This window comes from Microbacterium sp. EB106-03-03-XG65, from assembly GCF_058791955.1.
Genome location: NZ_JBYTEB010000001.1, coordinates 1,194,745 through 1,219,356 on the forward strand (window position 1 = coordinate 1,194,745; position 24,612 = coordinate 1,219,356).

22 protein-coding genes and 1 tRNA gene are annotated in these 24,612 nt (G+C 67.7%); 14 read left to right on the forward strand and 9 right to left on the reverse strand.

The window, feature by feature from the left end:
• Positions 1 to 30: 30 nt before the first annotated feature.
• The 4 genes from AC3WS6_RS05585 to AC3WS6_RS05600 all read left to right on the forward strand — a co-directional run bounded on the left by AC3WS6_RS05585 (position 31) and on the right by AC3WS6_RS05600 (position 1,918).
• A complete protein-coding gene (locus AC3WS6_RS05585) occupies positions 31 to 276 on the forward strand; it encodes a hypothetical protein (RefSeq protein WP_492500075.1) in 246 nt (81 codons plus the stop codon).
• 10 nt (positions 277 to 286) lie between these two features.
• Positions 287 to 1,150, forward strand: a complete 864-nt coding sequence (locus AC3WS6_RS05590; protein WP_492500076.1) for a hypothetical protein — start codon at positions 287 to 289, stop codon at positions 1,148 to 1,150.
• A gap of 50 nt (positions 1,151 to 1,200) precedes the next feature.
• Complete coding sequence (locus AC3WS6_RS05595) at positions 1,201 to 1,779, forward strand: asparagine synthase (protein WP_492500077.1); 579 nt, start codon at positions 1,201 to 1,203, stop codon at positions 1,777 to 1,779.
• A 66-nt stretch (positions 1,780 to 1,845) separates the two neighbouring features.
• A tRNA-Arg gene (locus AC3WS6_RS05600) sits at positions 1,846 to 1,918 on the forward strand.
• Positions 1,919 to 2,079: 161 nt separating this feature from the next.
• On the opposite strand, the gene AC3WS6_RS05605 is transcribed toward AC3WS6_RS05600, so the two are convergent.
• Positions 2,080 to 3,126: a LacI family DNA-binding transcriptional regulator gene (locus tag AC3WS6_RS05605; protein ID WP_492500078.1), complete on the reverse strand. Its 1,047-nt coding sequence runs from the start codon at positions 3,124 to 3,126 to the stop codon at positions 2,080 to 2,082.
• A gap of 168 nt (positions 3,127 to 3,294) precedes the next feature.
• On the opposite strand from AC3WS6_RS05605, the gene AC3WS6_RS05610 reads away from it, so the two are divergent.
• The 5 genes from AC3WS6_RS05610 (at position 3,295) to AC3WS6_RS05630 (ending at position 10,147) form a co-directional block, all read left to right on the forward strand.
• Complete coding sequence (locus AC3WS6_RS05610) at positions 3,295 to 4,620, forward strand: ABC transporter substrate-binding protein (RefSeq protein WP_492500079.1); 1,326 nt, start codon at positions 3,295 to 3,297, stop codon at positions 4,618 to 4,620.
• Between the two features lie 63 nt (positions 4,621 to 4,683).
• Positions 4,684 to 5,568, forward strand: coding sequence for a carbohydrate ABC transporter permease (locus AC3WS6_RS05615; protein ID WP_053098799.1), 885 nt, complete (start codon positions 4,684 to 4,686; stop codon positions 5,566 to 5,568).
• A gap of 4 nt (positions 5,569 to 5,572) precedes the next feature.
• On the forward strand, positions 5,573 to 6,478 hold the full coding sequence (locus tag AC3WS6_RS05620; RefSeq protein WP_492500080.1) for a carbohydrate ABC transporter permease: 906 nt from the start codon (positions 5,573 to 5,575) through the stop codon (positions 6,476 to 6,478).
• A gap of 1 nt (position 6,479) precedes the next feature.
• Positions 6,480 to 9,104, forward strand: coding sequence for a family 78 glycoside hydrolase catalytic domain (locus AC3WS6_RS05625; protein ID WP_492500081.1), 2,625 nt, complete (start codon positions 6,480 to 6,482; stop codon positions 9,102 to 9,104).
• Complete coding sequence (locus AC3WS6_RS05630) at positions 9,101 to 10,147, forward strand: family 43 glycosylhydrolase (RefSeq protein ID WP_492500082.1); 1,047 nt, start codon at positions 9,101 to 9,103, stop codon at positions 10,145 to 10,147. Before AC3WS6_RS05625 ends, AC3WS6_RS05630 begins: the two co-directional genes overlap by 4 nt.
• Positions 10,148 to 10,153: 6 nt before the next feature.
• Here the strand turns inward: AC3WS6_RS05630 and AC3WS6_RS05635 are convergent, their stop codons facing one another.
• The gene (locus tag AC3WS6_RS05635; RefSeq protein ID WP_492500083.1) at positions 10,154 to 11,086 is read right to left on the reverse strand and encodes a LysR family transcriptional regulator; all 933 of its coding nucleotides are present in this window, start codon (positions 11,084 to 11,086) and stop codon (positions 10,154 to 10,156) included.
• 71 nt (positions 11,087 to 11,157) lie between these two features.
• Between AC3WS6_RS05635 and AC3WS6_RS05640 the strand changes: the two genes are divergently transcribed.
• Positions 11,158 to 12,888: an L-aspartate oxidase gene (locus tag AC3WS6_RS05640; RefSeq protein WP_492500084.1), complete on the forward strand. Its 1,731-nt coding sequence runs from the start codon at positions 11,158 to 11,160 to the stop codon at positions 12,886 to 12,888.
• Positions 12,889 to 12,965: 77 nt separating this feature from the next.
• Here AC3WS6_RS05640 and AC3WS6_RS05645 read toward each other — a convergent pair whose 3' ends face one another.
• The gene (locus AC3WS6_RS05645) at positions 12,966 to 13,283 is read right to left on the reverse strand and encodes a hypothetical protein (protein ID WP_492500085.1); all 318 of its coding nucleotides are present in this window, start codon (positions 13,281 to 13,283) and stop codon (positions 12,966 to 12,968) included.
• 121 nt (positions 13,284 to 13,404) lie between these two features.
• On the opposite strand from AC3WS6_RS05645, the gene AC3WS6_RS05650 reads away from it, so the two are divergent.
• From AC3WS6_RS05650 to AC3WS6_RS05665, 4 genes are read left to right on the forward strand one after another with little or no spacing between them, the layout of a single operon-like run.
• Positions 13,405 to 14,901: an L-serine ammonia-lyase, iron-sulfur-dependent, subunit alpha gene (locus tag AC3WS6_RS05650; RefSeq protein ID WP_492500086.1), complete on the forward strand. Its 1,497-nt coding sequence runs from the start codon at positions 13,405 to 13,407 to the stop codon at positions 14,899 to 14,901.
• Positions 14,902 to 14,950: 49 nt separating this feature from the next.
• Positions 14,951 to 15,703, forward strand: coding sequence for an AAA family ATPase (locus tag AC3WS6_RS05655; RefSeq protein ID WP_492500087.1), 753 nt, complete (start codon positions 14,951 to 14,953; stop codon positions 15,701 to 15,703).
• Positions 15,704 to 15,740: 37 nt separating this feature from the next.
• Positions 15,741 to 16,517 (forward strand): ABC transporter ATP-binding protein, encoded by a 777-nt coding sequence (locus AC3WS6_RS05660; protein WP_492500088.1) that lies wholly within the window; start codon positions 15,741 to 15,743, stop codon positions 16,515 to 16,517.
• Positions 16,514 to 17,248: an ABC transporter permease gene (locus tag AC3WS6_RS05665; RefSeq protein ID WP_492500089.1), complete on the forward strand. Its 735-nt coding sequence runs from the start codon at positions 16,514 to 16,516 to the stop codon at positions 17,246 to 17,248. The genes AC3WS6_RS05660 and AC3WS6_RS05665 overlap by 4 nt, the downstream gene beginning before the upstream one ends.
• A gap of 43 nt (positions 17,249 to 17,291) precedes the next feature.
• On the opposite strand, the gene hrpB is transcribed toward AC3WS6_RS05665, so the two are convergent.
• From hrpB to AC3WS6_RS05695, 6 genes are all read right to left on the reverse strand, one after another.
• Complete coding sequence (hrpB, locus tag AC3WS6_RS05670; protein WP_492500090.1) at positions 17,292 to 19,844, reverse strand: ATP-dependent helicase HrpB; 2,553 nt, start codon at positions 19,842 to 19,844, stop codon at positions 17,292 to 17,294.
• 100 nt (positions 19,845 to 19,944) lie between these two features.
• Positions 19,945 to 21,546, reverse strand: coding sequence for an SPFH domain-containing protein (locus AC3WS6_RS05675; protein ID WP_492500091.1), 1,602 nt, complete (start codon positions 21,544 to 21,546; stop codon positions 19,945 to 19,947).
• A 107-nt stretch (positions 21,547 to 21,653) separates the two neighbouring features.
• The gene (locus tag AC3WS6_RS05680) at positions 21,654 to 22,082 is read right to left on the reverse strand and encodes a MarR family winged helix-turn-helix transcriptional regulator (protein ID WP_492500092.1); all 429 of its coding nucleotides are present in this window, start codon (positions 22,080 to 22,082) and stop codon (positions 21,654 to 21,656) included.
• A 459-nt stretch (positions 22,083 to 22,541) separates the two neighbouring features.
• Positions 22,542 to 23,408: a WD40/YVTN/BNR-like repeat-containing protein gene (locus tag AC3WS6_RS05685; RefSeq protein WP_082586637.1), complete on the reverse strand. Its 867-nt coding sequence runs from the start codon at positions 23,406 to 23,408 to the stop codon at positions 22,542 to 22,544.
• Between the two features lie 60 nt (positions 23,409 to 23,468).
• Positions 23,469 to 24,068: a DUF305 domain-containing protein gene (locus AC3WS6_RS05690; protein WP_492500093.1), complete on the reverse strand. Its 600-nt coding sequence runs from the start codon at positions 24,066 to 24,068 to the stop codon at positions 23,469 to 23,471.
• 82 nt (positions 24,069 to 24,150) lie between these two features.
• The gene (locus AC3WS6_RS05695; protein ID WP_230100905.1) at positions 24,151 to 24,612 is read right to left on the reverse strand and encodes a DUF6153 family protein; all 462 of its coding nucleotides are present in this window, start codon (positions 24,610 to 24,612) and stop codon (positions 24,151 to 24,153) included.

Below are 24,612 nucleotides of genomic sequence, written 5' to 3' on the forward strand. Positions count from 1 at the left end.
CCGGACGTACGTCTTCATCTGGGGAGCGATATGCGTGGTGTCGCTGTGTTCTTCGGGGGGCTGCTGGTCATCGGCGGAGCGGTGCTCGTCGCGGTCGCAGACCAGCAGCGGGTCGACGCTCTCGATGACGCGCGTGCTGCGGTCGTCGAAGCCAGAGAGAACCTCGATGCCGCTCGAGAGGTGAACCTCGTGCTCGCGGGGACACTCACGGATCTGCGCTCTCGTATCTCTGAGCAGGACGCTCAGCTGTCGGACGAGACCGGGTTCCTGCAGTGAGGTGCGCTGCGTGATCCGACGGATCGTGTCGGTCGCGGTGGTCGCTGCCCTGCTCCTCGCGGGAGGCGCCGTGAGTCGTGCGGCCGCTCTGGACTCCGAGCGCGCGGCGGTGATCGCCGAACTCCGGGCGCTGACGCAGGCCACCGGCGAGACTCTCATGCGCACGGACCACCTCGAGGGGTCGATCTCGATCGCCGAGAGGGAGACCGCCGAGCGTGCGGCGGTTCTCGAGGTGCGACCCGCCTTTCTCGCCGAGATCGCGGCGTTCGATGCTGCGGCCGCGGGCGCGGACGGCAAACTCGACACGTCGGCGCATCGGGCGGCCGTGCTCTCGGCGCAGCAGGTGGTGCTGGCCGAACGGCGGGACCCCGCGACCGTCTCGGCGGCGACTGCCACCGTCGACGCCCTGACCGACCGGCTCGGCGAAGAGATCGCCACCTGGCAGGCATCGCAGTACGCGAGTGCTCCCGGCCCGGCCTGGTCATCGAGCGGTCCCGACGGGTACGCCCGCGTGCGGGCCGCGCTCGATCGCGTGGGCGGGCAGGGCGTGGGGCTGTACGAATCCGCGTCCTGCGCCGGTGGAACCGCCCCTGCGTGCGCCAACAGCGACGGGTACATCAAGTACCGCGCCGACATCACGGAGTGGAGCGCAGACCGTCTCCAGTGGGCGATGGCGCACGAGCTGGCGCACATCTACCAGTTCCGCGTGTGGGGTGCGCTGACCTCATCGGGCGCTTACGGATCGATGTTCGGCGGCGACCCCGAGTTCCTCGCGAACTGCATGGCCGTCGTGCGCGGTTTCCCGGGAGCGGTCGGCTGCGACGCCGATCAGCAGCAGTGGGCGTCGGGAATCTGGGTCGGCTCCGTCGGGTGACCCGCAGCATCCGGGAGCGGAACGGGTACGCTCGAATCAAGGAGGTTGCGGTGGGACGAACTGCGGATGCCATCGCGGAAGGCGTCGCGATCGCGACCGCTGCCGCGCGCCTCGCCGTGAAGAATCACATCCTGATCGGCACGATCGCCGAGAACGGCATCTTCGACACGGACAAGTACATCGCCGATGCCCGTGAGGCGCTGCGAGCGATGGCCGAGGAGTCGGAAGAGGTCGAGCGCAACCTCGTCGCGCTGCGCAAGCGGGCGCGAGGGCGCCACTCGGACCCGTCGGGCACGCACGACTATCGCGATCGCGACGTGCGCAACCTCCGGCGGCGCGCCAAGCAGTCGCACGGCGTCGCCACGAAGCTGCGCGAGATGATGGACGACGACGCGGCGCTGCGCAGGATCGTCGAGGAGGCTCGGACGGGCGCCTGGGCGGACGTGCGGCACAACCTCGATCGCCGCCTTCGCGTCGAGGGCATGCGCCCCGACCAGGATCCCGACTACGACCGCATGCGCGAGGCTCGGATGCAGGCTCTGAGGCTCGTCGATCTGCAGGCGCTGTCATCGCGTCAGCGTGCGAAGGCCAAGCGCAACGCGAAGGCTGACGAGGAGTCCGACGAGTGAGGCGTCGATTCGCATTCGCGGAGAGACTGTTATAGGCTGTTCCACGGCCCGCTGAGCGGTCCAGGAGCGCCCGTAGCTCAATGGATAGAGCATCTGACTACGGATCAGAAGGTTAGGGGTTCGAGTCCCTTCGGGCGCACATCACAAGAGATCCCCGTCGCATACGCGACGGGGATTTCTGCATGTCGGGGGAGTGCGCGACAGCATCCGGCGCTTGCAGCGAAGGAGAACTCGCGCAGCGAAGGAGTGCATTCGGCATCGCCTCCTGAGATACGGGAGATGTCCTTCGCAGTGAGCGGGTCAGTCCCGGCGCCACATCTCGCCGAGGGTGGACGTGCGGGGAAGCAGGCGAGGCTCGAGGACCACCGTGCGTGAGGGGGCGATCGGGTGTGCGATGCGCTCGAGCAGCAGGTCGGCGGCGACGGCGCCCATCTCCTCACCCGGCTGACTCACCGTGCTGATCGGGATGGCGCTCTCGGACGCGAAGTGGTTGTTGTCGTAGCCGGTGATGGCGATGTCGCCGGGTACCGAGAATCCCGGCACCTCGTTGAGGATCTGGATGAGGCCGATGGCCACGAGATCGGATGCCGCGACGATCGCGTCGTAGGCGCCCGCACCGCGGGCGAGGATCTGCCGTCCGGCATCCCGTCCGTGCCTGATGTTCACGCCTCGCGTCTCGAGGATCTCGATGCGCGCGTCGGGGTGCGCGGCGGTCGCCTGCTCGGCGCCCTCCCAGCGCTGGTTGACGGCCGTGAGGAAACGCGGACCGCCTACGAAGAGAACTCGTCGGCGCCCGAGCGCGATCAGGTGCGATGCGGCGAGCGCCCCGCCGTGGCGCTCGTCGACGGTGACCCCCGGGTACGCGAGAGACGGGGACTCGAAGTTCACCAGCACGGTCGGAGTGGTGCGGTTCTCGGGGTGCGGCGACTTCGCGAGCGCCGTGTCGAGAGGGGCGAGGATGATGCCGGCCACGCGCGAACGGTCGAGCAGCTCGAGGTTGTGCACCTCGCGATCGGGGTCGACGTCCGAGTTGACGATCAGCACGTCCATCTTGTGGCGCCGCAGCGCTCTCTCGGCGCCGCGCGCGATGTCGACGAAGAAGGAGTTGCCGAGGTCGGCCAGCACCAGGCCGACCGAGGTGCTGTTTCCCGCGGCGAGAGAGCGCGCAGCATCGTTGCGGACGAATCCGAGCTCGGCGATGGATGACAGCACCTTGCGACGGGTCGCCTCTCGCACCTTCTCGGGATTGTTGAGGGTGTTGGACACAGTGCCGAGGGCGACTCCCGCGTGAGCGGCGACGTCCGCCATGCTGGGCTTCGAGCGCCCGGGCGGGGGAGTGTCGGTCACGTCTTCCTCCTCGGCATCGTCGCCATGACCTGGCTCTTCAACTCTAGAGCATCACTATTCGTGAAGCGCTTCATTTGTGATGCGTAAATCTCTTGACAATGCCTTTTTTTCTATGGCATGGTGTGAATGAAGCGCTTCAAAAGAGGCGTCGCTCTTCAAGGAGGAACAGTGACCACAGCAATGAGGCGCGCCCGTCGCCTGGCCCCCGCAATCGCGCTCATCGGCGTCGGCGCTCTCGCGCTCTCCGCCTGCTCCGGCGGCTCCGGAGGATCGGGCTCCGAGTCCGGCGCCGGTTCCGGCGAATTCACCTATCTCGGCCAGACCGAGAACACCACGATCATCAGCACCCTCGAGACCCTCGCCGGCGACCAGTGCAAGGCTGCGGCCGACGCGGCGCCGCTGACGTCCGATGACATCTCGGGCACGCAGTGGGACCAGCAGCTCCAGCTGCTCGCGAGTCAGGACGGTCTGTCGGACATGCAGATGGCTGCCGGCACCCCCGCGCTCATGTCGGAGTTCATCGACGGGGGCAAGGTTCTCGACCTCTCCCAGGCACTCGACGACCTGGGCGTCTCCGACCGGCTGCTGCCCGCGGCTGAATCGACGGTCAAGGCGCTCTATGGTGACGGTGCCCTGTACGCGCTGCCGACCGAATTCAACATCGAGGGGTTCTGGTACAACAAGGAGCTTCTCGAGAAGAACGACATCGAGGTGCCCGAGGCGTGGGACGACCTCGTCGATGCCGCAGCCACGCTCAAGGACGCCGGCGTCCAGCCGTTCGCCACCGCGGGCAAGGACGGCTGGCCCGTCACCCGCCTCGTCGGCGACTACATCTTCCGCACGCTCGGCCCCGACGCACTCCAGAAGGTCGCGGACGGCGATGCGAAGCTGACGGACCCCGAATACGTCGCCGCCGCAGACGCGGTCGCTGAACTCGGCAAGGCCGGATACTTCGGTGACGCCGTCGGCTCGATCGACTACAACGCCTCGATGAACCTGTTCCTCAGCGGGAAAGCCGCCTTCTACTACATGGGCAGCTGGGCGCTGGCGAACTTCAACGACGAGGAGCAGAACCAGATCGGGGTCGACAACGTCGGCTTCGCGCGCTTCCCCGCAGTCGAGGGCGGCGAGGGCAGCATCGACCAGATCCCGGCCAACGTCGGCATCCCGGTGATGTTCGCCGAGAAGAACTACGACGATGAAGCGGCCGCGTGGCTGAAGTGCATCGCTGAGGGCTACGGCGACACGGCGCTGAACGAGAGCGGTGTCGTCTCGGGCTTCGTGGTCGACAACCCTCCCGCCGATCTGCCCTCCACGACGCAGACCGTGCAGGACGAGATCGCGAACGCTCCGTCGAGCGTGCTCTGGTTCGAGGCGCTCTTCACCCCGAAGGCGACCGGCATCAGCCAGAACAACGGTGCAGGTCTCGCCAACGGCAGCCTCTCCGGCGAAGAGTTCATGACGCTCGTCCAGGCCGCCAACGACGAAGGCTGATCCACTCTCGGGGCGGGCATCCGCCCGCCCCGAGACCGTCCTCGTCGCATCAGGAGATCCACCATGCACAAAGTCCTCGGTGACAAGCGCGCCATCTTCGTCCTGCTCGGACCCGCGCTGCTCGTCTACTCCCTCGTCATGCTCGTCCCGATCGTGTGGTCGCTGTTCTACACGGTGCAGGACGGCAACCCCATCACGGGCTTCACCTTCAACGGGTTCGACAACTTCACCAAGTTCTTCCAGGACCCCGCCGCCTGGGACGCGATCTTCTTCACCCTGAAGTACGCGCTCATCCTCACCGCCCTGCAGGTGATCGTGGGCTATCTGCTCTCTCTGATGTACGTCTTCTGGCTGCGCAAGGGATCGGGGATCATCCGCACGATCGTGTTCTTCCCCGTGGTGCTCCCCACGGTGGCGGTCGCGCTGCTGTTCCAGCGACTGTTCGAGGCCGCGCCGACCGTCGGACCGGTGAACTCGTTCCTCGGGATCCTCGGCGGGCAGAACCTCGACTGGTTCGGCACTCCTGATGCCTCCTTCTGGGTGATCATCGCGATGGACCTCTGGCGGTCGATGGGCTTCTATGCCGTGCTGCTGTACGCCGGACTCGTCGACATCCCTGACGAGCTCATCGAATCGGCGCGCATCGACGGGGCATCCGGCTGGAAGCTCATCCGCACGATCGTCCTGCCGCTGTCGCTGCCCGTGCTGCTGTCATCGATCATCTTCAGCATCAACGGCACGCTGAAGGTCTTCGACACGGTCGTGGCGCTGACCAACGGCGGACCCGGCAACGCGACCACGCCGCTGACCCTGTACATGTTCCGCACCTCGTTCGCCTACGGCGACTACGGGTACGGGAGCACGATCGCCCTCATGCTGACGATCCTGTGCCTGCTGTTCACGGTCTTCATCTTCCGCTCCACCCGCCGCGATCTGACGAAGGACTGAACCAGTGAGTGCGACAACCGCCATCGTCACGGGCACCCCGCTGCCCACCCGCCGCGACGTCGATCCGAACCGTCGAGGCGCCAGAGACTTCTTCCGACGGCTGCCGATCCGGCTGCTCATCGCCGTGCTGCTCATCGTCGAGGTCTATCCGATCCTGTGGATGCTGCTCGGGTCGTTCAAGACGCAGAACGAGTTCCTCAACGAGCCGTTCTGGGCTCTGCCGCAGTCGTGGGACATCGTCAACTACATCGAGGTGTTCACCACCGGCGAGTTCGGCAAGTACATCGTCAACAGCGTCGTCGCAGTGTTCCCGTCGCTGGCGATCATCCTGGTCTTCGGCACCGCAGCCGGCTTCGCGCTCGAGGTCATGGTCTGGAAGGGGCGCGGCACGGTGCTGCTGCTCTTCCTCGCGGGCATCATGGTGCCTGCGCAGATGATCCTGCTGCCGCTGTTCACGATCTACTTCCGCACGAACATGACCGGCACGCTGTGGCCGCTCATCATCACCTACGTGGCGCTGGGGATGCCGTTGACCGTGTTCATGATGGCGACCTTCTTCCGCTCGGTGCCTCGGGAGATCTTCGAGGCGTCGACACTCGACGGCGCATCCATCTTCCGTTCGTTCTTCTCGATCGGCCTCCCGCTGGTCAAGAACGCCCTGTTCACGATCGGCCTCGTGCAGTTCTTCTTCCTCTGGAACGACCTGCTCATCGCCCTGACGTTCACCAACAGCAGCGACCTGCGCACGATCCAGGTCGGACTGCTCAACTTCACCGGAGAGTACGGAGCGGTGCAGTACGGGCCGACCTTCGCCGCGATCTCGGTCAACGTGCTCGGGACGCTGCTCATCTACGTGTTCCTCAACCAGCAGGTCATGAAGGGCCTGACCGCAGGATCGGTGAAGGGCTGACATGACGAACATCATCGAGATCTGGCTGGAGAACAGGCGCGGAGGCAAGACCCTCGGGATCGGAGAGGCCGAGCCACGGATCTCCTTCGTGGCGGATGCCCCGGCATCCGCGTTCGAGCTGGAGTTCACCCCCGACCGTGGTGATGCGCAGACCGCGCGGGTCACGACGACCCAGCTCATCGCGTGGCCGTTCGCACCCCTGGCTCCGCGAGACGGAGGTGAACTGCGTATCCGCGCCTCGGACGCCGAATCCTGGAGCGAATCGATGAGGATCGAGGCCGGTCTCGGCGATGACTGGCGGATGGACTTCGTGTCGCCGTCGATCGCAGCGGATCGTGGGGCTCCTCGTCCGGCATATCTGATGCGGGCCGTCGTCGCCGAGGGCGCTCTGCCCGAGGGCATCGTCCGTGCTCGGGTGTACTCGACGGCTCATGGCGTGTATGAGCTCGAGGTCAACGGAGAGCGCATCGGTGACGACCTGCTGGCTCCCGGCTGGACGAGCTACAGCCACCGGCTCCGCTATCAGACGCACGATGTGACGGCGGCTCTGCGCCGCGGTGAGAACGTGCTCGGCGCCTGGCTGGCCGACGGCTGGTACCGCGGACACATCGGGTTCGACGGCGGCGTCTGGGACATCTACGGCTCGGATGTCGCCCTGCTCCTGCAGCTCGAGGTCACCACGGCCGACGGCACGAGGCATCACGTCCCCCTCGACTGGAGCGCAGCACCGTCGCCGATCACGTCGGTCGGGCTGTATGAGGGCGAGATGTTCGACGCCCGACTCGCTCAGCGCGGCTGGTCCGCGCCCGGGTTCGACGCCTCGGGCTGGACTGCGGCCACCGCATTGCCCCGATCCGATTTCCCTGCGGAGATCGAACCGCCCACAGCGCTGCCTGTGCAGGAGACCGACACCCTTCGGCCGGTCACGATCACACGCCGGCCGAGCGGACGCATCCGTCTCGACTTCGGCCAGAACATCTCGGGTGTCCTGCGCATCAGGGTCAGCGGAGATGCCGGGCACACCGTGACGCTTCATCACGCCGAGGTGATCGAGAACGGCGAGCTCGGCACCAGACCGCTGCGCGCGGCGACGTCGGTCGACACGTACACGGCCGCGGGGACCGGCGAGGAAATCTACACCCCGCGCTTCACGATCCACGGCTTCCAGTACGCCGAACTCGAGAACTGGCCGGGAGAGCTGCGGGACGGCGATGTCGAGGCCGTGGTGATCCACACGGGCATGCGTCGCACGGGCTGGTTCGAGTCCTCGAACGGGGGACTGGACCGACTGCACTCCAACGTCGTCTGGAGCATGCGCGACAACTTCGTCGATCTGCCCACCGACTGCCCGCAGCGCGACGAGCGGGTGGGGTGGACCGGCGACATCCAGGTCTTCGCGCCGACCGCGCTTCGGCTGTTCGCGGCCCACGGCACCCTCACCGGCTGGCTGCGCGACCTCGCTTTCGAGCAGGCCGATCAGGGGCACGTGCCCAACTTCGTGCCGTGGGTCGAGTGCGGTTTCCCGAACTTCCCGACCGCGGCCTGGGGCGATGCGGCCGTGATCGTCCCGTGGGAGATGTATCGCAACGACGGTGACCTGCGCATCCTCGCCGACCAGTATGCGAGCATGCGCGCGTGGGTCGACCTCGTCGACGGCCTCACCGGGCACTCGGGGCTGTGGAACACCGGCTTTCAGCTGGGCGACTGGCTCGACCCGATGGCACCGCCTGAGGACCCCGGCAAGTCGCACACCGACAAGTACCTGGTGGCGACGGCCTATCACGTGCGCACGGCTCGAATCCTTGCTGACACGGCGGCGCTGCTCGGTGAGGAATCGGATGCCGCGCACTACCGCGTGGTGGCCGACCGCGCGGCGCGTGCCTTCCAGAACGAGTTCCTCAGCGACACCGGTCGAGTGGTCAGCGACACCCCGACCTCGATCGCCGTCGCGCTCGTCTTCGACCTGTTCGAGAACGAGGATCAGGTGCGGCGAGCCGGTGCCCGGCTGCAGGAGCTGGTCGGAGCGGGCGGGTTCCACATCTCGACGGGTTTCGTCGGCACCCCGATCATCTGCGATGCGCTGGTGCGCGCCGGAAGCATGGACTATGCGTATCACCTGCTGCTCCAGGATGAGCTTCCGTCGTGGCTGTATCCGGTCAGCATGGGTGCGACGACGATCTGGGAGCGGTGGGACAGCATGCTGCCAGACGGATCGATCAACCCCGGCGACATGACATCGTTCAACCACTACGCGCTGGGGGCCGTCGCAGATTTCCTCCACCGCGCGGTCGCCGGGCTGGCGGCCGATGCGCCGGGCTGGGAGCGCATCCGCTTCGAGCCGCGGCCCGGTGGAGGTCTCGACCACGCGAGTGCCCGGTACGACAGTGTCCGCGGTGTCGCGTCGATCTCGTGGCAGCGCGACCGCGAGAAGCTGTCCGTCGAACTCGAGGTGCCTGCGGCGTCCACGGGCATCCTGGTGCTGCCGGGGTCTCAGGAGCAGATTCCCGTCGGCCCTGGGCGACACTCGTTCACCACCACTTTCCGGTCTGCCGACGACGACCCCGAGCGCCCGTTCTTCGGCTGGCGCCGACCCGAACCCGTCCTCGAGAATGAGGGAGCAGCATGACCCAGCAGCACATCCGACCGGGTCAGGTATGGCTCGACACGAAGGGCGAGCGCATCCATGCGCATGGCGGATCCGTCCTCACGGTCGACGGCGTGCACTACTGGTACGGCGAGAACAAGGAGTTCTCCACTCCGGGGAGCGGCATCTGGCACTGGGGAGTGCGGTGCTACTCGTCGACCGATCTCGTCAACTGGGACGACCGGGGCGTCATCATCCCGCCCGTCGAGGATGACGAGTCTTCGCCGCTGCATCCGGCGCAGGGCCTCGATCGCCCGCACATCATCTTCAACGCCGAGACCGGCAAGTTCGTGTGCTGGGTGAAGGTGATGACGAAGGGATCGGTGCAACGCTCGACGGTGCTCACCGCCGACAGCATCCTCGGGCCGTACGAGATCCAGCGGACCTGGCTGCGCCCGCTGGACATGAGCGCCGGCGACTTCGATCTGGTCGTGGATCCGCATGACGGAAAGGGGTACTACTACTTCGAGCGCGTGCACTCCGAGATGATCTGCGCCGATCTCACCAGCGACTACACCGACGTCACCGGGTACTACTCGACGCACTTCCCGCAGCCGCAGCCGCCGTTCGTGCGGGAGGCGCCGGCGCACTTCCAGAGGGGCGGCCTGCACTATCTGCTGACCTCCGGGACCACCGGGTACTACCCGAACCCCTCGGAATCAGCGGTCTCACGCAGCTATCACGGCCCGTTCGAGATTCTCGGCGACCTGCAGCCCGAAGACGAGTCGCGCACGTCGTTCCACTCGCAAATCTCCTCGGTGTTCCGTCACCCGGGCAAGAAGGACCTCTACATCGCGATAGCCGACCGTTGGCTCCCGCGTTATCTGGACCATGGCGATCGCGCGCGTCAGGCGTTCATCGAGCACTTCGCGCCGGGCAAGGACGGCGATGAGCCGATGGAGGAGTTCGCCTACGTCGACACCTCGATCGCCGACTACGTCTGGCTGCCGATCCGATTCGACGGCGACCGGCCGATCATCGACTGGCGCGAGGAGTGGTCGCCCGACGAATACGAAGACGCCTGAGCCTGATCAGTCGAGCAGGCTCGTGATCGCGGGGTCCCGCTGCGCATATCCTGCGGCGGTCGCGAGGATCACGTCGCGCATCGCGGCGACGGCCACCGCAGGAGTCACGTCCGCGCGGTGCGCGAGGCTCACGGTGCGCCGCATCATCGGATGCGTGAGTCGCACTGAGCGCAGCGCGGGCTGATCGAAGAGCACCATCGCAGGAACGACCGCGACACCGACTCCGCGTTCGACGAAGCGGAGCAGAGCATCCATCTCCGCGCCCTCGAGGACGTGGTTCGGGGTGATGCCCGCCGAGCGGAACGCGGCGTCGGTGGTGGCGCGCAGCTCATAGGTCTCGTCGAGGGCGATCAGCGGGAGCGTGGCGAGATGCTCGAGCCCGATCGCCGGAGTGATCGCGACCGGAGGCTGGGATGCCGCCGACACGACCACCAGCTCCTCGGTGAGCAGAGGCATGCGGGTGAGGCTGAATCCCGAAGGAGGGGGCCCCGTCGATTCGGTGATCAGCGCGATGTCGACGGCCCCGACCGCGAGCTGATCAACCAGCAGCCTCGAGCCGCTCTCATCGAGGTGCAGGTCGACGCCGGGGTGAGCAGCGTGGAAGTCGCTGATCGCTTCTGCCACGAGACTGATGCAGAGCGTGGGTGGTGCACCGAGCCGGACGCGGCCCCGACGGAGTCCCGCGAGCTCGCCCATCTCGTCACGGATCGCCTCGGCCTCGGCGAGCATCCGCTGCGCGCGGGGGAGCAGGGCCTCACCCGCGGAGGTGAGGGCGATGTGGCCGCGGGCGCGATGGAACAGCTCGGCGCCCAGCTCGCGCTCGAGTGTGGAGATCTGACGACTCAGTGACGGCTGGGCCAGATGCAGGTACTCGGAGGCGCGGGTGAAGTGGCCGAGGCGGGCGACCTCGACGAACCCGCGGAGCTGCTCGAGGTTCATACCTGCAGTCTATCGATACCAGTAGAACAATGCATTGGAGTTATTAGGTCGCCCTAACTAGCGTGAAATGCATGAGTACTCGCGAACGTCAGATCTCCACCACGGTCCTGGTCATCGGGACCGGCGGTTCCGGGCTGCGCGCGGCGATCGAGGTCGCCGAGCACGGCATCGACGTCCTCGCCGTCGGCAAGCGCCCCCGACAGGATGCCCACACCTCTCTCGCGGCCGGTGGGATCAACGCCGCCCTCGGCACGATGGACGAAGCCGACAGCTGGCAGCAGCACGCGGCCGACACCATCAAGGAGAGCTACCTGCTGGCCAACCCCCACACGGTCGAGATCGTCACGCAGGGCGCCGAGCGCGGCATCCGGGACCTCGAGCGCTGGGGCATGGACTTCGCCCGCGAAGACGATGGCCGCATCTCACAGCGCTTCTTCGGCGCGCACACCTTCCGCCGCACCGCTTTCGCCGGGGACTACACCGGCCTGGAGATCCAGCGCACGCTCGTGGCCAAGGCCGAGCAGCTCGACGTGCCGATCCTCGACCACGTGTACATCACGCGCCTGCTCGTGCGCGACAACGTCGTGTTCGGTGCCTATGGCTTCGACCAGGCCGACGGCACGCGCTACCTGATCCACGCGGATGCCGTGATCCTCGCAGCCGGCGGACACAACCGCATCTGGCGCCGCACCTCGTCGCGCCGCGACGAGAACACGGGCGACTCGTTCCGGCTCGCGGTCGAGGCCGGTGCCCGTCTGCGAGACCCCGAGCTCGTGCAGTTCCACCCGTCGGGAATCATCGAGCCCGAGAACGCGGCAGGCACTCTCATCTCCGAGGCGGCCCGCGGCGAAGGCGGCATCCTGCGCAACGCCCTCGGCGAGCGGTTCATGTCGAAGTACGACCCCGAGCGCATGGAGCTCTCGACCCGCGACCGCGTGGCGCTCGCCGCGTACACCGAGATCGCCGAGGGCCGTGGCACCGAGAACGGCGGCGTCTGGCTCGATGTGTCGCATCTGCCGCGCGAGACGATCATGACCCGTCTGCCCCGCGTCTACCAGACGATGATGGAGCTGCAGATGCTCGACATCACGACCGATCCGATCGAGATCGCCCCGACCGCGCACTATTCGATGGGTGGCGTGTGGGTGCGTCCCGACGATCACCAGACCGACGTCGACGGACTCTACGCGATCGGCGAGGCCTCGAGCGGTCTGCACGGAGCCAACCGTCTCGGCGGCAACTCGCTGATCGAGCTGCTCGTCTACGGCCGCATCGTCGGACAGGCCGCGATGGCGCACGCGGCGGGACTCGATGCGCAGCGCCGGTCGGCGGAAGCCGTGGCGCAAGCCCGCACCGAGATCGACGATCTTCTCGCCGCCGACGGTCGCGAGAACGTGCGGGCTCTGCAGCGAGCCATCCGCAACACCATGACCCAGCACGCGGGAGTCGTGCGGTCGGAGGAGGGGCTGCGGGCGGGACTCGCCGACCTCGACATGATCGAGGGGCGCATGGAGGACATCGGCATCCACCCCGACATCGCCGGCTTCCAGGATCTGGCGCACGCGTTCGATCTCAAGGCCTCGGCACTGGCCGCGCGCGCGACGCTCGAGGCGGCTCTCGAGCGTCGCGAGACGCGCGGATGCCACAACCGCAGCGACTACCCCGACACCGACCCCACGCTGCAGGTCAACCTCGTGTGGTCGCCGACCGGCGGAGTGACGCATGAGCCGATCCCCGAGATTCCGGCCGAGATCGCCGAGCTGATGCGCGAGGTCGACACCGAGGGCAAGCTCGTCGAGTAGCCGCGCCACGAACCCGCTCCCGTCGCAGGGTGCGTCGCGACGGGAGCGACCGGGTGGCCGAGCGAGGTAGGAGTCGCTCAGTCGCCTTCGTCGGTCTCCGGACCGTCGATGACCCCGATCCCGACCGCCTCATGGTCGGGCTCGGGGTCATTTCGTGTGGGAGCCTTCGGCTCTTCGGAGGGCTCCTTCTCGGTGCTGGGCTCTTCGAGCTCGTCGTCGCTGGGGACCTCAGAGGCGTCCGCGTCTTCGGGGGACTCCGCCTCTGCAGGCGTGTCGGCGGTGTTCGACGGATCCTTGAACTCTCCGGCATCGCCGGACGAAGGCGTGGGGGTGGGGGTCTGCGCCTCGGGGTCGAGGTCGGACGTCGGGTCCTGCTCGGGTGTGCTGTTCGTCATGATCATCCCTTTCGCATCGAGTGCATTCCCCAGCATCCGGCACCTCGGCCGCTGCGAGAAGGGCCTTGACGAGGGCCGGCGGATCGTCTGCTTCCGCATCCCGACGACGTAGGCTGAGACGGTGACAGCGTACGTCTCGGCCTTCGATCTCTTCTCCATCGGAGTGGGCCCCTCGAGTTCCCACACGGTCGGACCGATGCGGGCCGCTCTCGATTTCGCCCGCCGCCTGCGCTCGTCCGGACTGCTCGATCGTGTCGCGCGCATCGGGTGCACGCTGTACGGCTCCCTCGGAGCCACCGGAATCGGCCACGGAACGCCGGATGCGGTCGTCGCAGGGCTTCGCGGCCTCGCCCCCGAAACGTGTGACCCCGCTGAGGTGCGCGCGGCCTGGACCGACCTCCGCGACGGCGCCACGGTGCGCGTCGACGGCGTGCACGAGATCCCGTTCAGCAAGGCCGACATCGTGTTCGCCCCCCGCACCCGGCTGCCCGGGCACCCGAACGCCATGACGATCACCGCGTGGGATGTCGAAGGCGCGGTCGTCGCAGAGGAGACCTACTACTCGGTCGGCGGCGGGTTCATCCGTCGCGACGGCGAGGATGCGAAGCTCGCGTCGCATCCGCTGCCGTACTCGTATGCCGACGCGGCGTCGTTGCTCGCACTCTGCGACGAGCACGGACTGTCGATTGCCGAGGTCGCGCGACTGAATGAGACCGCACAGCGCCCGGAAGACGAGGTCGCCGCCGGACTCGATGCGATCTGGGATGCCATGGCCGCATGCGTCGAGAACGGACTGCACTCAGACGGAGTGCTCCCGGGGATGCTCAAGGTCAAGAGGCGTGCGAGCATGATCCGCGCCCAGCTCGAGGACGCGGAGGCGGGCGGTCATCGCGAGCTGCCGGGAGAGTGGCTCGGCGCCTTCGCGCTCGCCGTCAACGAAGAGAACGCGGCGGGTGGGCGAGTCGTCACGGCGCCCACCAACGGCGCGGCCGGCATCCTCCCGGCCGTCGCGATGTACTGGTGGCGGTTCCTGGCCGACTCCGGTCTCGGTGCGGGCAATGCCGTGACACCCTACGGAGAGCTGGTCGGCAGCGCGCTGCTCGGGTTCGGCGCCGAGGCGTCGCTCGTCGCGGTCGGAGCGATGGAAGACCCCGGACTGGTCGCCGACGCGAACCGGCGTCGCGGCATCCGGCGGTTCCTGCTCACCGCCACCGCACTGGGCTCGCTGTTCAAGGCGAACGCCTCGATCTCGGGTGCCGAGGGGGGATGCCAGGCCGAGGTCGGCTCGGCCTGCGCGATGGCGGCCGGAGGGCTGACTGCCGTCATGGGTGGCACCAATCGGCAGATCGAGAACGCGGCCGAGATCGCGATGGAGCACCACCTCGGTCTCACCTGCGACCCCATCGGCGGGCTCGTGCAGATCCCGTGCATCGAGCGCAACGCGATCGCCGCGTCGACCGCCGTGACGGCGGCTCGCCTGGCCCTCCGCGGCGACGGCAACCACTACGTCTCCCTGGACGCCGTCGTCGAGACGATGCGTCAGACCGGCATAGACATGTCGACCAAGTACAAGGAGACCAGCGAGGGCGGTCTGGCGGTCAATGTCATCGAGTGCTGAGCCGAGAGGGCGTCGGTGGTTGCGGATAGCCTCCGCTGAGGAGGAGCGCATGGAATCGATCTGGACCCCGGGCAGTCGCAGGCGTCGGGAGCAGCCGATCGTCGCGGTGCGCGCGAACGACGATGCGCCCGAGATGGGAAGGGTGTGGCCGACGACGATCCCCGCGGTCGCGCAGGTGCTGCGAGAGGGCATCGACCTGGCGCCGGGAGTCACGTTTCTGGTCGGCGAGAACGGCAGCGGCAAGTCGACGATCGTCGAGGGTATCGCGATCGCCTACGGTCTCTCGCCCGAAGGCGGGTCGCGAAACGCCAGGCACACCACTCGAGCGAGCGAGTCGCCGCTGTCGGAGTGGCTGCAGTTGCAGCGCGGGGTGGGAGCCAATCGTTGGGGCTTCTTCCTGCGCGCCGAGACGATGCACTCGTTCTACACGTACCTCGAAGAGAACCCCTCCGCGAGCGGCGACGTGTCGTTCCACGAGATGAGTCACGGTGAATCCTTCCTCGCGCTTCTCGACAGCCGATTCGACGAACCGGGTTTCTACTGTCTCGACGAGCCCGAGGCCGCACTCTCGTTCCAGTCGACGCTCACCCTCATCGCGGTGCTGCAGCGCATCGTCGATGAGGGCGGACAGGTGCTGTGCGCCACGCACTCCCCGGTGCTCGCCGCACTGCCGGGCGCGCGCATCCTCGAAGTGGGGGAGTGGGGCATCCGCCCTGCCGAGTGGAACGACCTCGAGATCGTGAACCACTGGCGGTCGTTTCTGCAGGACCCGCCTCGTTACCTGCGACACCTGCTCGACTAGGGGTCGCCGGCGAGCCCGCCCGGGCAGATAATCAAGCATGACGAACAGCCCGGCCGTCGAGATCTCGGGACTCCGCGTGCGACGGGGGAAGACGCGGGTCTTCGACGGAGTCGACCTGACGATTCCGCGGGGCGAGATCACGGGGCTGCTGGGGCCTTCGGGATGCGGCAAGACGACGCTGATGCGCTCGATCGTGGGTGTGCAGCGCATCGCCGCCGGCACCGTGTCGGTGCTGGGCGAACCGGGGGGATCGCCGCGGCTGCGTCATCGCGTGGCGTACGGCACGCAGGGAGCCGCGGTGTACGGCGACCTCACCGTGCGTCAGAACCTGTCGTATCTGGCGGCTGTGCTCAAGGCGCCGAAGGGCGACGTCGACCGGGTCATCGACGAGGTGGGTCTGGGTGCGCAGTCCGGGCAGCTGGTCGACTCGCTCAGCGGTGGTCAGGCGACGCGCATCTCGCTGGGGATGGCCCTGATCGGATCGCCCGAGCTGATCGTCCTCGATGAACCGACCGTCGGACTCGACCCCGTGCTGAGGGTGGACCTGTGGAACCTGTTCCGCAGCCTCGCCGAGCGCGGAGTCACCATGATCGTCTCGAGTCACGTGATGGACGAGGCGCTGCGATGCGATCGGCTCGTGCTGATGCGGAGCGGGCGGATCATCGCCGACACGGATCCCGCAGGACTCCTCGCCGATACGGCGACGACGGACCCCGAGTCGGCATTCCTCGCCCTGATCGAGCGGGACGGCAGACGGCCCGATGACCCGATGCCGCGGAGCACACGGCGCGCGCGGCGGGAGGCCTCGGAATGAACGGGCGACGGATGCTTGCCACCGCCGCACGAGTGCTCGCCCAGCTGCGGCACGATCCGCGTTCGATCGCGCTGATGCTGATCGCTCCGAGTCTGCTCGTCGGGCTCTTCGCCTGGCTGTTCAGCGATCAGGACGGCGTGTTCGATCAGTTCGGCGGACCGATCCTCGCGCTGTTCCCGTTCATCGTGATGTTTCTGATCACCTCCATCACGACGCTGCGCGAGCGGCGCTCGGGCACTCTCGAACGCCTGATGACCACGCCGCTCGGCAAGGCCGACTTCATCGTGGGCTATGCCCTGGCCTTCGGCGTGATGGCGGTGCTGCAGGCGGTCATCACCGTGTCGTTCGCGGTCGGGGTCTGCGGGCTCGACGTCGAAGGGCAGCTCTGGCAGCTCGGACTCGTCGCCGTGGTCGACGCGCTGCTCGGCACGGCTCTCGGCCTGCTCGCGAGCGCGTTCGCGCAGACCGAGTTCCAGGCGGTGCAGTTCATGCCGCTGCTCGTCTTCCCGCAGATCATCCTCGGCGGCCTCTTCATGCCGCGCGACCAGATGCCCGATGTGCTCTCCGCGATCTCGGACTGGCTGCCGCTGAGCCACGCGATCGACACGATCAATGCCGTCACGGCGGGCGACGAGGGATGGGACGTCTACGGCCCTCTGCTCGTGGTCGCGGCCTTCGGGGTCGGCGCGCTCGTGCTCGCGTCGCTGACTCTGCGACGTCGCACGCGGTGAGGCAAGGCGCGATGTGGCCGGATGCGATGTGGCCGTGCCAGCCTCAGCGCGCGGCGCGGTTCTTGGTGTGCTTCGTGGGCACGGCCGCCCAGGGGTCTTCCGGCCACGGATGCTTCGGGTAGCGCCCGCGCATCTCGGCGCGCACCTGCGCGTAGGGACCCGACCAGAACGAGGCGAGGTCATCGGTGACGGCGAGCGGGCGCCCCGCGGGCGACAGCAGATGGAACAGCACCGGCACACGTCCGTCGACCAGACGCGGGGTGGCGGCCCAGCCGAAGCACTCCTGCAGCTTGACGGCGACGACCGGTCGTCCGCTCGCATCATCATGCGCCGGATAGTCGATGCGCACCCGGGAGCCGGTAGGAACCTCGAGACGCTCCGGAGCCAGCTCGTCAAGACGCGAGGCCTCGGGCCACGGCAGCAGACGACGCAGCGCCGACGACAGATCGATGCGACCGGCCGGGGCGCCGCCGGCGAGAGCGTCGAGCTCAGGAGCCAGCCACCCGTCGAGGCTCTCGAGCAGCCCGACATCGGACACATCGGGCCACGGGCCGCCGAGCTCGCGCTGCAGCAGCGCCAGCCGCCGTCGCAGACCCGTGGCGGTGTCAGACCAGCGGAACACCCCGAGACCGTCGCGTCGGAGCGCGCGACGCACGGCGTCACGGCCCTCGTCGACCGATGCACGCACGGGCGCTGACGAGCGCAGGATCGCCCCGATCCGGCGCTCGCGGCGTGCCTGCACGCGTCCGCCGACGAACTCGGCCTCGACGCGGTCGGTCATCAGGTGGCTTGCGGCGTTCTCGATCTGCGTCTCGGTCACGACGGCCCCGGCGCGGATGATCGCCCCCGACCCTGCAGCAGCTCGCCCTGAGGCACGCGCGACGTCGGCCACCGCAAGCCATTCGACAGCCGCGAGTGGGCCCCGCACTGCTGCCCGGGTGCCGGAGGCGAGCAGGAACGTCGCACCCTCTGCCGAACGTTCGGCACGGCGGGCGATGCGCTCCGGAAAGGCCAGGGCGACGACGAACCCGACGCCGTCGAGATCCGAGCGGATGCCCGGGGTCGCGGGCATCATGCGCTCGAGGCGGTCTGCATCGCTACGCCAACGGCGGGCTTCCGGTGTCCGTCCGCCTCTCAGCGAGACGAGCGCCTTCGCGATGTCGGCGTCGGCGATGCGGGTATCGCCGCCCAGCAGTGCGACGACCTCGGCCGCCAACCGCGTGCCGACCGCTCGGGCGCCATCGCGAAGTGCGCGAGCCAGCCGCGGGTCGGTCGGGATGCGGGCCAGCGCTCGACCCTCCGTAGTCGCTCGACCGTGGTCGTCGATCGCTCCGAGACCGCTCAGCACGGAGACGGCATCCGACAGGGAGTCCGCGGGCAGCGGATCGATCATGCGCAGGCCGGCCCCGCCGGGCGCTCCCCAGCAGGCGAGCAGCAGGGCGGCATCGGCGAGGTCGCTCACCGCGATCTCGGGCACCGCGCGCGCGGGCGCGGCAGCGTAGGTCCTCTCGTCGACGCAGCGGATGACCGCCCCTGGTCCCTGACGCGCGGCACGTCCGGCGCGCTGTACGCAGGAGGAGCGGGGAGCCGCGGTGGTCACGAGCCCCGTCATGCCGCGGGCTGCGTCGCGCTGCGGATGCCGCGCCAGGCAACTGTCGACGACGAGTCGCACGCCGGGCACCGTCAGCGACGACTCCGCGAGCGAGGTCGTCACGATGATGCGCGCGGGCTCGTGCGTCCGACGCCCGCGGATCACCGCATCCTGCTCGGCCGCCGGGACCTGGCCGTGCAGCTCGCGCACGTCGAAAGCCCCGCCGGTGTCGCGGATGCGACGGGCGATCTCCGCCACCTCGCGGGCACCGGGTGCGAACACCAGCACGTCGGCCGCGGGGTCTGCGCGCGTGAGGTCCAGGGCGGCGGATGCGGCGGTGGCGGCGACATGGTCGAGGAACGCCCAGGTGACTCCGCGCTCATCGAGACGCGGTGCAGCGCTCGGCGCCCAGCTCTCGGTGAGGGGGAAGGCGGGCACGTCGTGCTCGACGATGGGCGCAGGGTCGTCTTCCGTGCCGATCACGGCCGCGATGCGGGCAGCGTCGAGCGTCGCAGACATCGCGACGAGCACGAGATCATCCCGCAGCTCGCGCACTTCGGAGAGCAGCCCGATCAGCAGGTCGGTCTCGAGCGCGCGCTCGTGCACCTCGTCGATGATCACGGCATCGACCCCGTCGAGTCCCGGGTCATCGAGCATCCGGCGCAGCAGCACCCCTGCGGTGACGAACTCGACTCGGGTGTCGGGGCCCGCCGACCGCTCGCCGCGCACCGTGAAGCCCACGCGGGTGCCGACGGGAGTGCCGTCGAGCTGGGCGAGTCGCCGTGCCGCTGCGCGCGCAGCGACGCGACGGGGCTGGGTCACGATGACGCGACCCGTGGAGCGCGATGCGAGCAGCGGCGGCACGAGCGTCGTCTTGCCGGTGCCGGGAGGCGCGCTCACCACCACAGAGCCATGTGCGTCGAGTGCGTCGTCGAGGTCGTCGAGCGCTGCCGCGAACGAGAGTCCTTCGCCCAGGGCGGCGAGGTCGAACGCGGTGGACGGCACGGTTCCAGTCTGCCGGAACGGCCGGGCGACGTCTGCCGGGAAGCCCCGGACACAGCGGATGCCGCGACCTGTCCGGCCGCGGCATCCGCTGTTCTGGTGACTACTCCGCTGCAGGAGCCGGCGCGGCGGCGGGCGGCGGGGGAGTGGTGGGGTTCGGCTGACGGGTCGGAGCCGGAGCGGATGCTGCGGCCACTCCCTCGCCGATGCCACGACCGACGGCCTGGCCCTGGATGATCGACGCGAGGTCGAGTCCCGTGGCCGAGCTGACGCTGTCGAACACCGACTTCAGCGCCTTCGCGCTGTCGGCGCCGACGACGTTCGATGCGCCGTCGTCGCCGGAACCGCCGATGATCGACACGTTGCCGATCGCGGCATAGCCCTTCGAGAACTCGGCCATGATCGACGGGAGCACATCGAGCACGCGCTGCGACAGGAATGCATCCTGGTTGGAGGCGATGGCCTTCGCCTCGGCCTCGACCGCGGCAGCTCGCGCTTCACCCTCGGCGCGGATGGCGTCGGCCTCGGCGTTCGCACGCAGGCGACGAGCCTCGGACTCGGCCTCGGCCTGGGCGCGCAGCGCGTCGGCTTCACCGGTCGCACGGGCGATCGCGGCTGCGGCCTCACCGTCGGCCTTGGCCTTGTCGGCCTGTGCCTGCTGCTCGGCGATGCGGGTGCGGGCCTCGGCCTGCTTGACCTGCTCGATCGCGCCGGCCTCGGCCGCACGCTCACGCGTGTAGAGCTCGGCCTGTGCACGCGTCTCGGCCTCGTATCGCTGCGCGTCGGCGACGCGCTTGACGTCGGCGTCGAGCTGGGCCTGACGGTTCTCTGCCTGCTGCTGCAGAACGGCCTGCTGAGCCTGTTCGCGGGCGAGGTTCTCGGCCTGCTCGGCCTCGGCGCGAGCCCGACCGATGCCGGCGTTGGCGTTGGCGGTGTTGGTGTCGAGAGCCGTCTGCTCGACCAGGTTGGCTTCCTGGTTGGCGATGTTCTTCTGGTTGATCGCACGGTCGGCGTTCGTCTGCGAGATCTCGGCCGACTGACGCTTCGCCTGGATCTCGGGAGCACCCAGCGACTGGATGTAGCCGACCTTGTCGGTGATGCCCTTGATCTGGAACGAGTCGAGGATCAGACCCTGCTCGGCGAGCTCCTGCGAGACGTCGGCGGCGATCTGGTCGGAGAACTTCTTGCGCTCACGCATGAGCTCGACGACCGACAGCGTCGCGACGATGCCGCGGAGCGCACCTTCGAGCTGCTCGGTGGTGAACTGCTCGATCGCCTTGTCCTGTGAGGCGAAACGCTCTGCCGCACGGCGCACGAGGATGGGGTCGGATCCGATCTTGACGATGGCGACGCCGTCGACGTTGAGCGTGACGCTGTCGAGGGACTGAGCCTCGGCGTTGAGCGACACCTGACGCGAACGCAATGAGATGATCTCGTGGCGCTGCGTGATCGGGTTGACCAGGGACTTGCCGTTCACGATGACCGTGACGGGCGACTCCGACATCTCGTCTCGTGTCGAGCCGTCTGCCGAGATGACAGCACGCTGCACCTTCTGCTTGCGTCCCGAGATGACGAGCGCCTCATCGGCGCGAGCCACCTTGATCCAGCTGCGTGCGAACAGCAACAGGATGAGCAGAACGACGACGGCGACCGCGACGGCGATTCCGACGATGACGAGGATGCCGACGATTCCGGCGATCTCCATGAATGACCTCCCTGGTTCCCCCCGAGGGGGTGGTCTGACGTTCCCGCGCGAAAATGCGGCAACTCCGCTCCACCCTGCCAGAAATCAGGGGAGTGCGTCGGGATCGGTCAGCGCCCGCGGAGCTTTTCTGCCAGGTCGCGGAGCGTCGTCAACTCGGCGTCGTCGAGCACCGACATCCGCTCGGCGATCGAGCGACCGTGCACCATCGCGAGAGTGCGGAACTGCCGCGCGCCCGCCTCGGTCGCGGTGATCAGGGAACCGCGACCGTCCTCGGGATCGGGCGCCTTGTCGACGAGCCCGCGCGACACCATGCGGTCGACGAGACGAGAGACGCTCGGCTGGCTGATGAGCATGTTCGACGTGACGTCGCGAAGGCGCGCGGTCATCCCCGGCGAGCGGGTGACGGTGAGCAGCACGTCGTACTCGGCCTGAGCGATATCGCTGCCCTCGAAGTCGGCGTTCATCTGAGTGAACAGCTCGTGCTGTGCGCGGAACAGGCTCTCCCATGTCTCGAGGGCGAGCTTGCGATCGGTCATGGAGAACAGCGTACTGGCAACAGTAAAGGGCCGGTCGGAGAGGCTCCCGACCGGCCCTTGTCCCTTGCACCAAGAGTGTCCTGCAATCACATGCGGTGTATGCCACAGCAAACATTCACCGTGCGATCACTCTATAACGGCGAGGTAACGAATGCAACGGTTTGATCACGGAATTCTTGGATGGTGTGTGCGCATGTCCAATCTCACGAGGAGTGTCGGAGTCTCAAGAAACTGTCGAGGCGTCTCACGGAGGTGTCGGAATCTCACGACGCACATCGGACGAAGCGCACTCGGTCAGTGGCGATGGCTGAGCCTGCCGAAAACGATCGTTTGCGGCAGCAGCAGTTAGTCGGCGCTTGAGGCGTGCCGCTATGGTTCGCCGAAACCTCGTATCGGCAGACAGTTTCGGCGTGTAGCGGGACAGGTGAGCGTCTTTCGCTGGAGATATCGTCCTCTCGTTTACTTGGCTATTGCCGCCAGGCCGCTGTCATCGAAGACCAAGATGTCACCGTCATTCGTGGTCGCGAGCGCTTGCGCGGAGCCATGAGTGACGCCGGCTGGAACCCACTCGGCTTTGGATCCTGTGCTGGCCCAGATCTGTCCGCCGCGACCGACACCGACAAGCCGTTTGCCGTCAGGTGACACGGCGAGTAGATAGAGCGCAGGCGCCTCGTTCAGAGGTGTAAAAGTGGTGCCCTCATCAGTGCTGATTTGCACCCCGTCTGGGGTGGCGGCGATCAGTTGCCCTTCACTGTCGATGACGAGGCTGAACGCCAGAATTTCTCCGACCGCCGACCAGGTCTCACCGAGGTCGTCAGTGCGGAGGAGCTCCGCAGAGTCCGAGGCGATCCCGTAGAGGGTGTCGTTCTTCCCGACGGCAAGCACGTGGAAGTCTTTCTCGTCGGTGAATGAGACAGGCGTCCAAGATCTGGCGCTGTCGTCGCTCCGGATGATTCCGAGGTTGGGGGAGCCGAGTTCTGGGGCCGTGGTCGGTCCGGGATGCCCGGACGCGAGGAGAGCATCACCGACAGTGATGAGGCCCATTGCGTCGAAGTCGGTCGTCTCGATACGCGAGCCGACCTCCCCATCCGGTGTGGCCGTGTAGATCCCGTCATGGGCACCCAGGAGGTATCCGTCCTCGGAGGGGTTAGGCACGATCGCGTGGACGTGGCTGATGGACGCGGCGTGGTCGTGCCCGGTGGTGGGCTCGGCGGGTGCCGCGCAGCCGGCCAGCACAATGCTGGCCGCGATCGTTGTGGAGAGCGTGAGTGCCGCTCGGTGTCGCTGTCGAAAAGTGGGCAACGTGAGCTTCTTGAGGGTTCGCATGATGGTGTGCGCAACAGATCACGAGGTGGGGTGCGGGAGCCCCGCACCCCACCCCGGGGATCACAGAGTTGCGAGGATCTCCTTCATGGTGGCGATCTCGTCGGTTTGCGTGTCGATGATCGTTTCAGCGAGTGCGATGGCGTCGCTGTTTTGACCGTTGTCGACTTCGTCCTGCGCCATGTCGACAGCGCCCTCGTGGTGCTGGATCATCTGCTCGAGGAACAGACGGCCAGCATCGGGACCGGTGGCATCTTCGAGGGCCTGCATGTCTTCTTCGGACATCATGCCGCTGCCGTGATCCATGCCCTCCATGCTGTCCATATCCGCGCCCCAGTCTTCGAGCCACTGGTCCATTGTCTGGATCTCCGGCTCCTGAGCGGCCTTGATCTCTTCCGCGAGGGCGACGACCCGCTCATCGACGCCGTCTTTGCTGAGAACGACATCGGACATCTCGATGGCCTGTGCGTGGTGCTCCTTCATCATGCTGGCGAACATGATGTCGGCGTCGTTCGCGTCCGCTGTTTCGGCGGGTGCGGACGAGCTGCCGCCGTGGTCCATACCTTCCATGCCGTTGCCGGAACCGGTGTTTCCGGCGCAGCCCGTGAGGGCAAGAAGGGCAGTGAGGGTGAGTGCGGCGATCGCCGCGGGTCGAATCTTCATGAGTGTTCTCCAAGGGTCGGTGATGGGGCCCGGCTGCTGCCGGTGCCAGGGGTGCGTGCCCGCAGAGCGGGCTAGCGCGTTATCACGTGCGACTGATGCAGAGAACCGTGAGAGAGGGGGGTGGCGGAAGGGCGTGGGCACGGGCGGGCCAGCGCATGGTCGCGGCCGTAAGTATTGCGATCAGTGTCGCGTGCCGCCAGCCGAGCCCGATCCGCCCGAGCAGGATCGTGGCGACTAGGAGCGCGAGAACGCACGCCATCCACGTCATTGGGTCCCCGCCCCCGCACGTCGCGCATCCCGCATCCGCCGTCGGTGAGTCCGGCACGGCGGCGGCTGCGGACGTGTCGTGGTGATGGGCAGATACATCGGCCTGGGTGCTGACAGCGACGGTGTCGTGGTGGCCGGCAGTTGTCGCGTGCGAGTTGAAGGAGTGCATCGCCAGCAGACCCGCGATGACGCCCACCGCGACCGCGAGGACGGCCAAGACGGTATGGGTGAGCGTGCGCGGTCCCCGCACCTGTTGTGCGACGTTGATCAGCGACAT

Bases quoted from the DNA above. Each gene is read 5' to 3' on its own strand.
- AC3WS6_RS05665 (WP_492500089.1), top strand. From the start codon at position 16,514: ATGAACGGGCGACGGATGCTTGCCACCGCCGCACGAGTGCTCGCCCAG.
- AC3WS6_RS05640 (WP_492500084.1), top strand. From the start codon at position 11,158: ATGAGTACTCGCGAACGTCAGATCTCCACCACGGTCCTGGTCATCGGG.
- AC3WS6_RS05680 (WP_492500092.1), bottom strand. From the start codon at position 22,082: ATGACCGATCGCAAGCTCGCCCTCGAGACATGGGAGAGCCTGTTCCGC.
- AC3WS6_RS05675 (WP_492500091.1), bottom strand. From the start codon at position 21,546: ATGGAGATCGCCGGAATCGTCGGCATCCTCGTCATCGTCGGAATCGCC.
- AC3WS6_RS05635 (WP_492500083.1), bottom strand. From the start codon at position 11,086: ATGAACCTCGAGCAGCTCCGCGGGTTCGTCGAGGTCGCCCGCCTCGGC.
- AC3WS6_RS05655 (WP_492500087.1), top strand. From the start codon at position 14,951: ATGGAATCGATCTGGACCCCGGGCAGTCGCAGGCGTCGGGAGCAGCCG.
- AC3WS6_RS05660 (WP_492500088.1), top strand. From the start codon at position 15,741: ATGACGAACAGCCCGGCCGTCGAGATCTCGGGACTCCGCGTGCGACGG.
- AC3WS6_RS05615 (WP_053098799.1), top strand. From the start codon at position 4,684: ATGCACAAAGTCCTCGGTGACAAGCGCGCCATCTTCGTCCTGCTCGGA.
- AC3WS6_RS05695 (WP_230100905.1), bottom strand. From the start codon at position 24,612: ATGTCGCTGATCAACGTCGCACAACAGGTGCGGGGACCGCGCACGCTC.
- AC3WS6_RS05690 (WP_492500093.1), bottom strand. From the start codon at position 24,068: ATGAAGATTCGACCCGCGGCGATCGCCGCACTCACCCTCACTGCCCTT.
- AC3WS6_RS05585 (WP_492500075.1), top strand. From the start codon at position 31: ATGCGTGGTGTCGCTGTGTTCTTCGGGGGGCTGCTGGTCATCGGCGGA.
- AC3WS6_RS05625 (WP_492500081.1), top strand. From the start codon at position 6,480: ATGACGAACATCATCGAGATCTGGCTGGAGAACAGGCGCGGAGGCAAG.
- AC3WS6_RS05630 (WP_492500082.1), top strand. From the start codon at position 9,101: ATGACCCAGCAGCACATCCGACCGGGTCAGGTATGGCTCGACACGAAG.
- AC3WS6_RS05685 (WP_082586637.1), bottom strand. From the start codon at position 23,408: ATGCGAACCCTCAAGAAGCTCACGTTGCCCACTTTTCGACAGCGACAC.
- AC3WS6_RS05645 (WP_492500085.1), bottom strand. From the start codon at position 13,283: ATGACGAACAGCACACCCGAGCAGGACCCGACGTCCGACCTCGACCCC.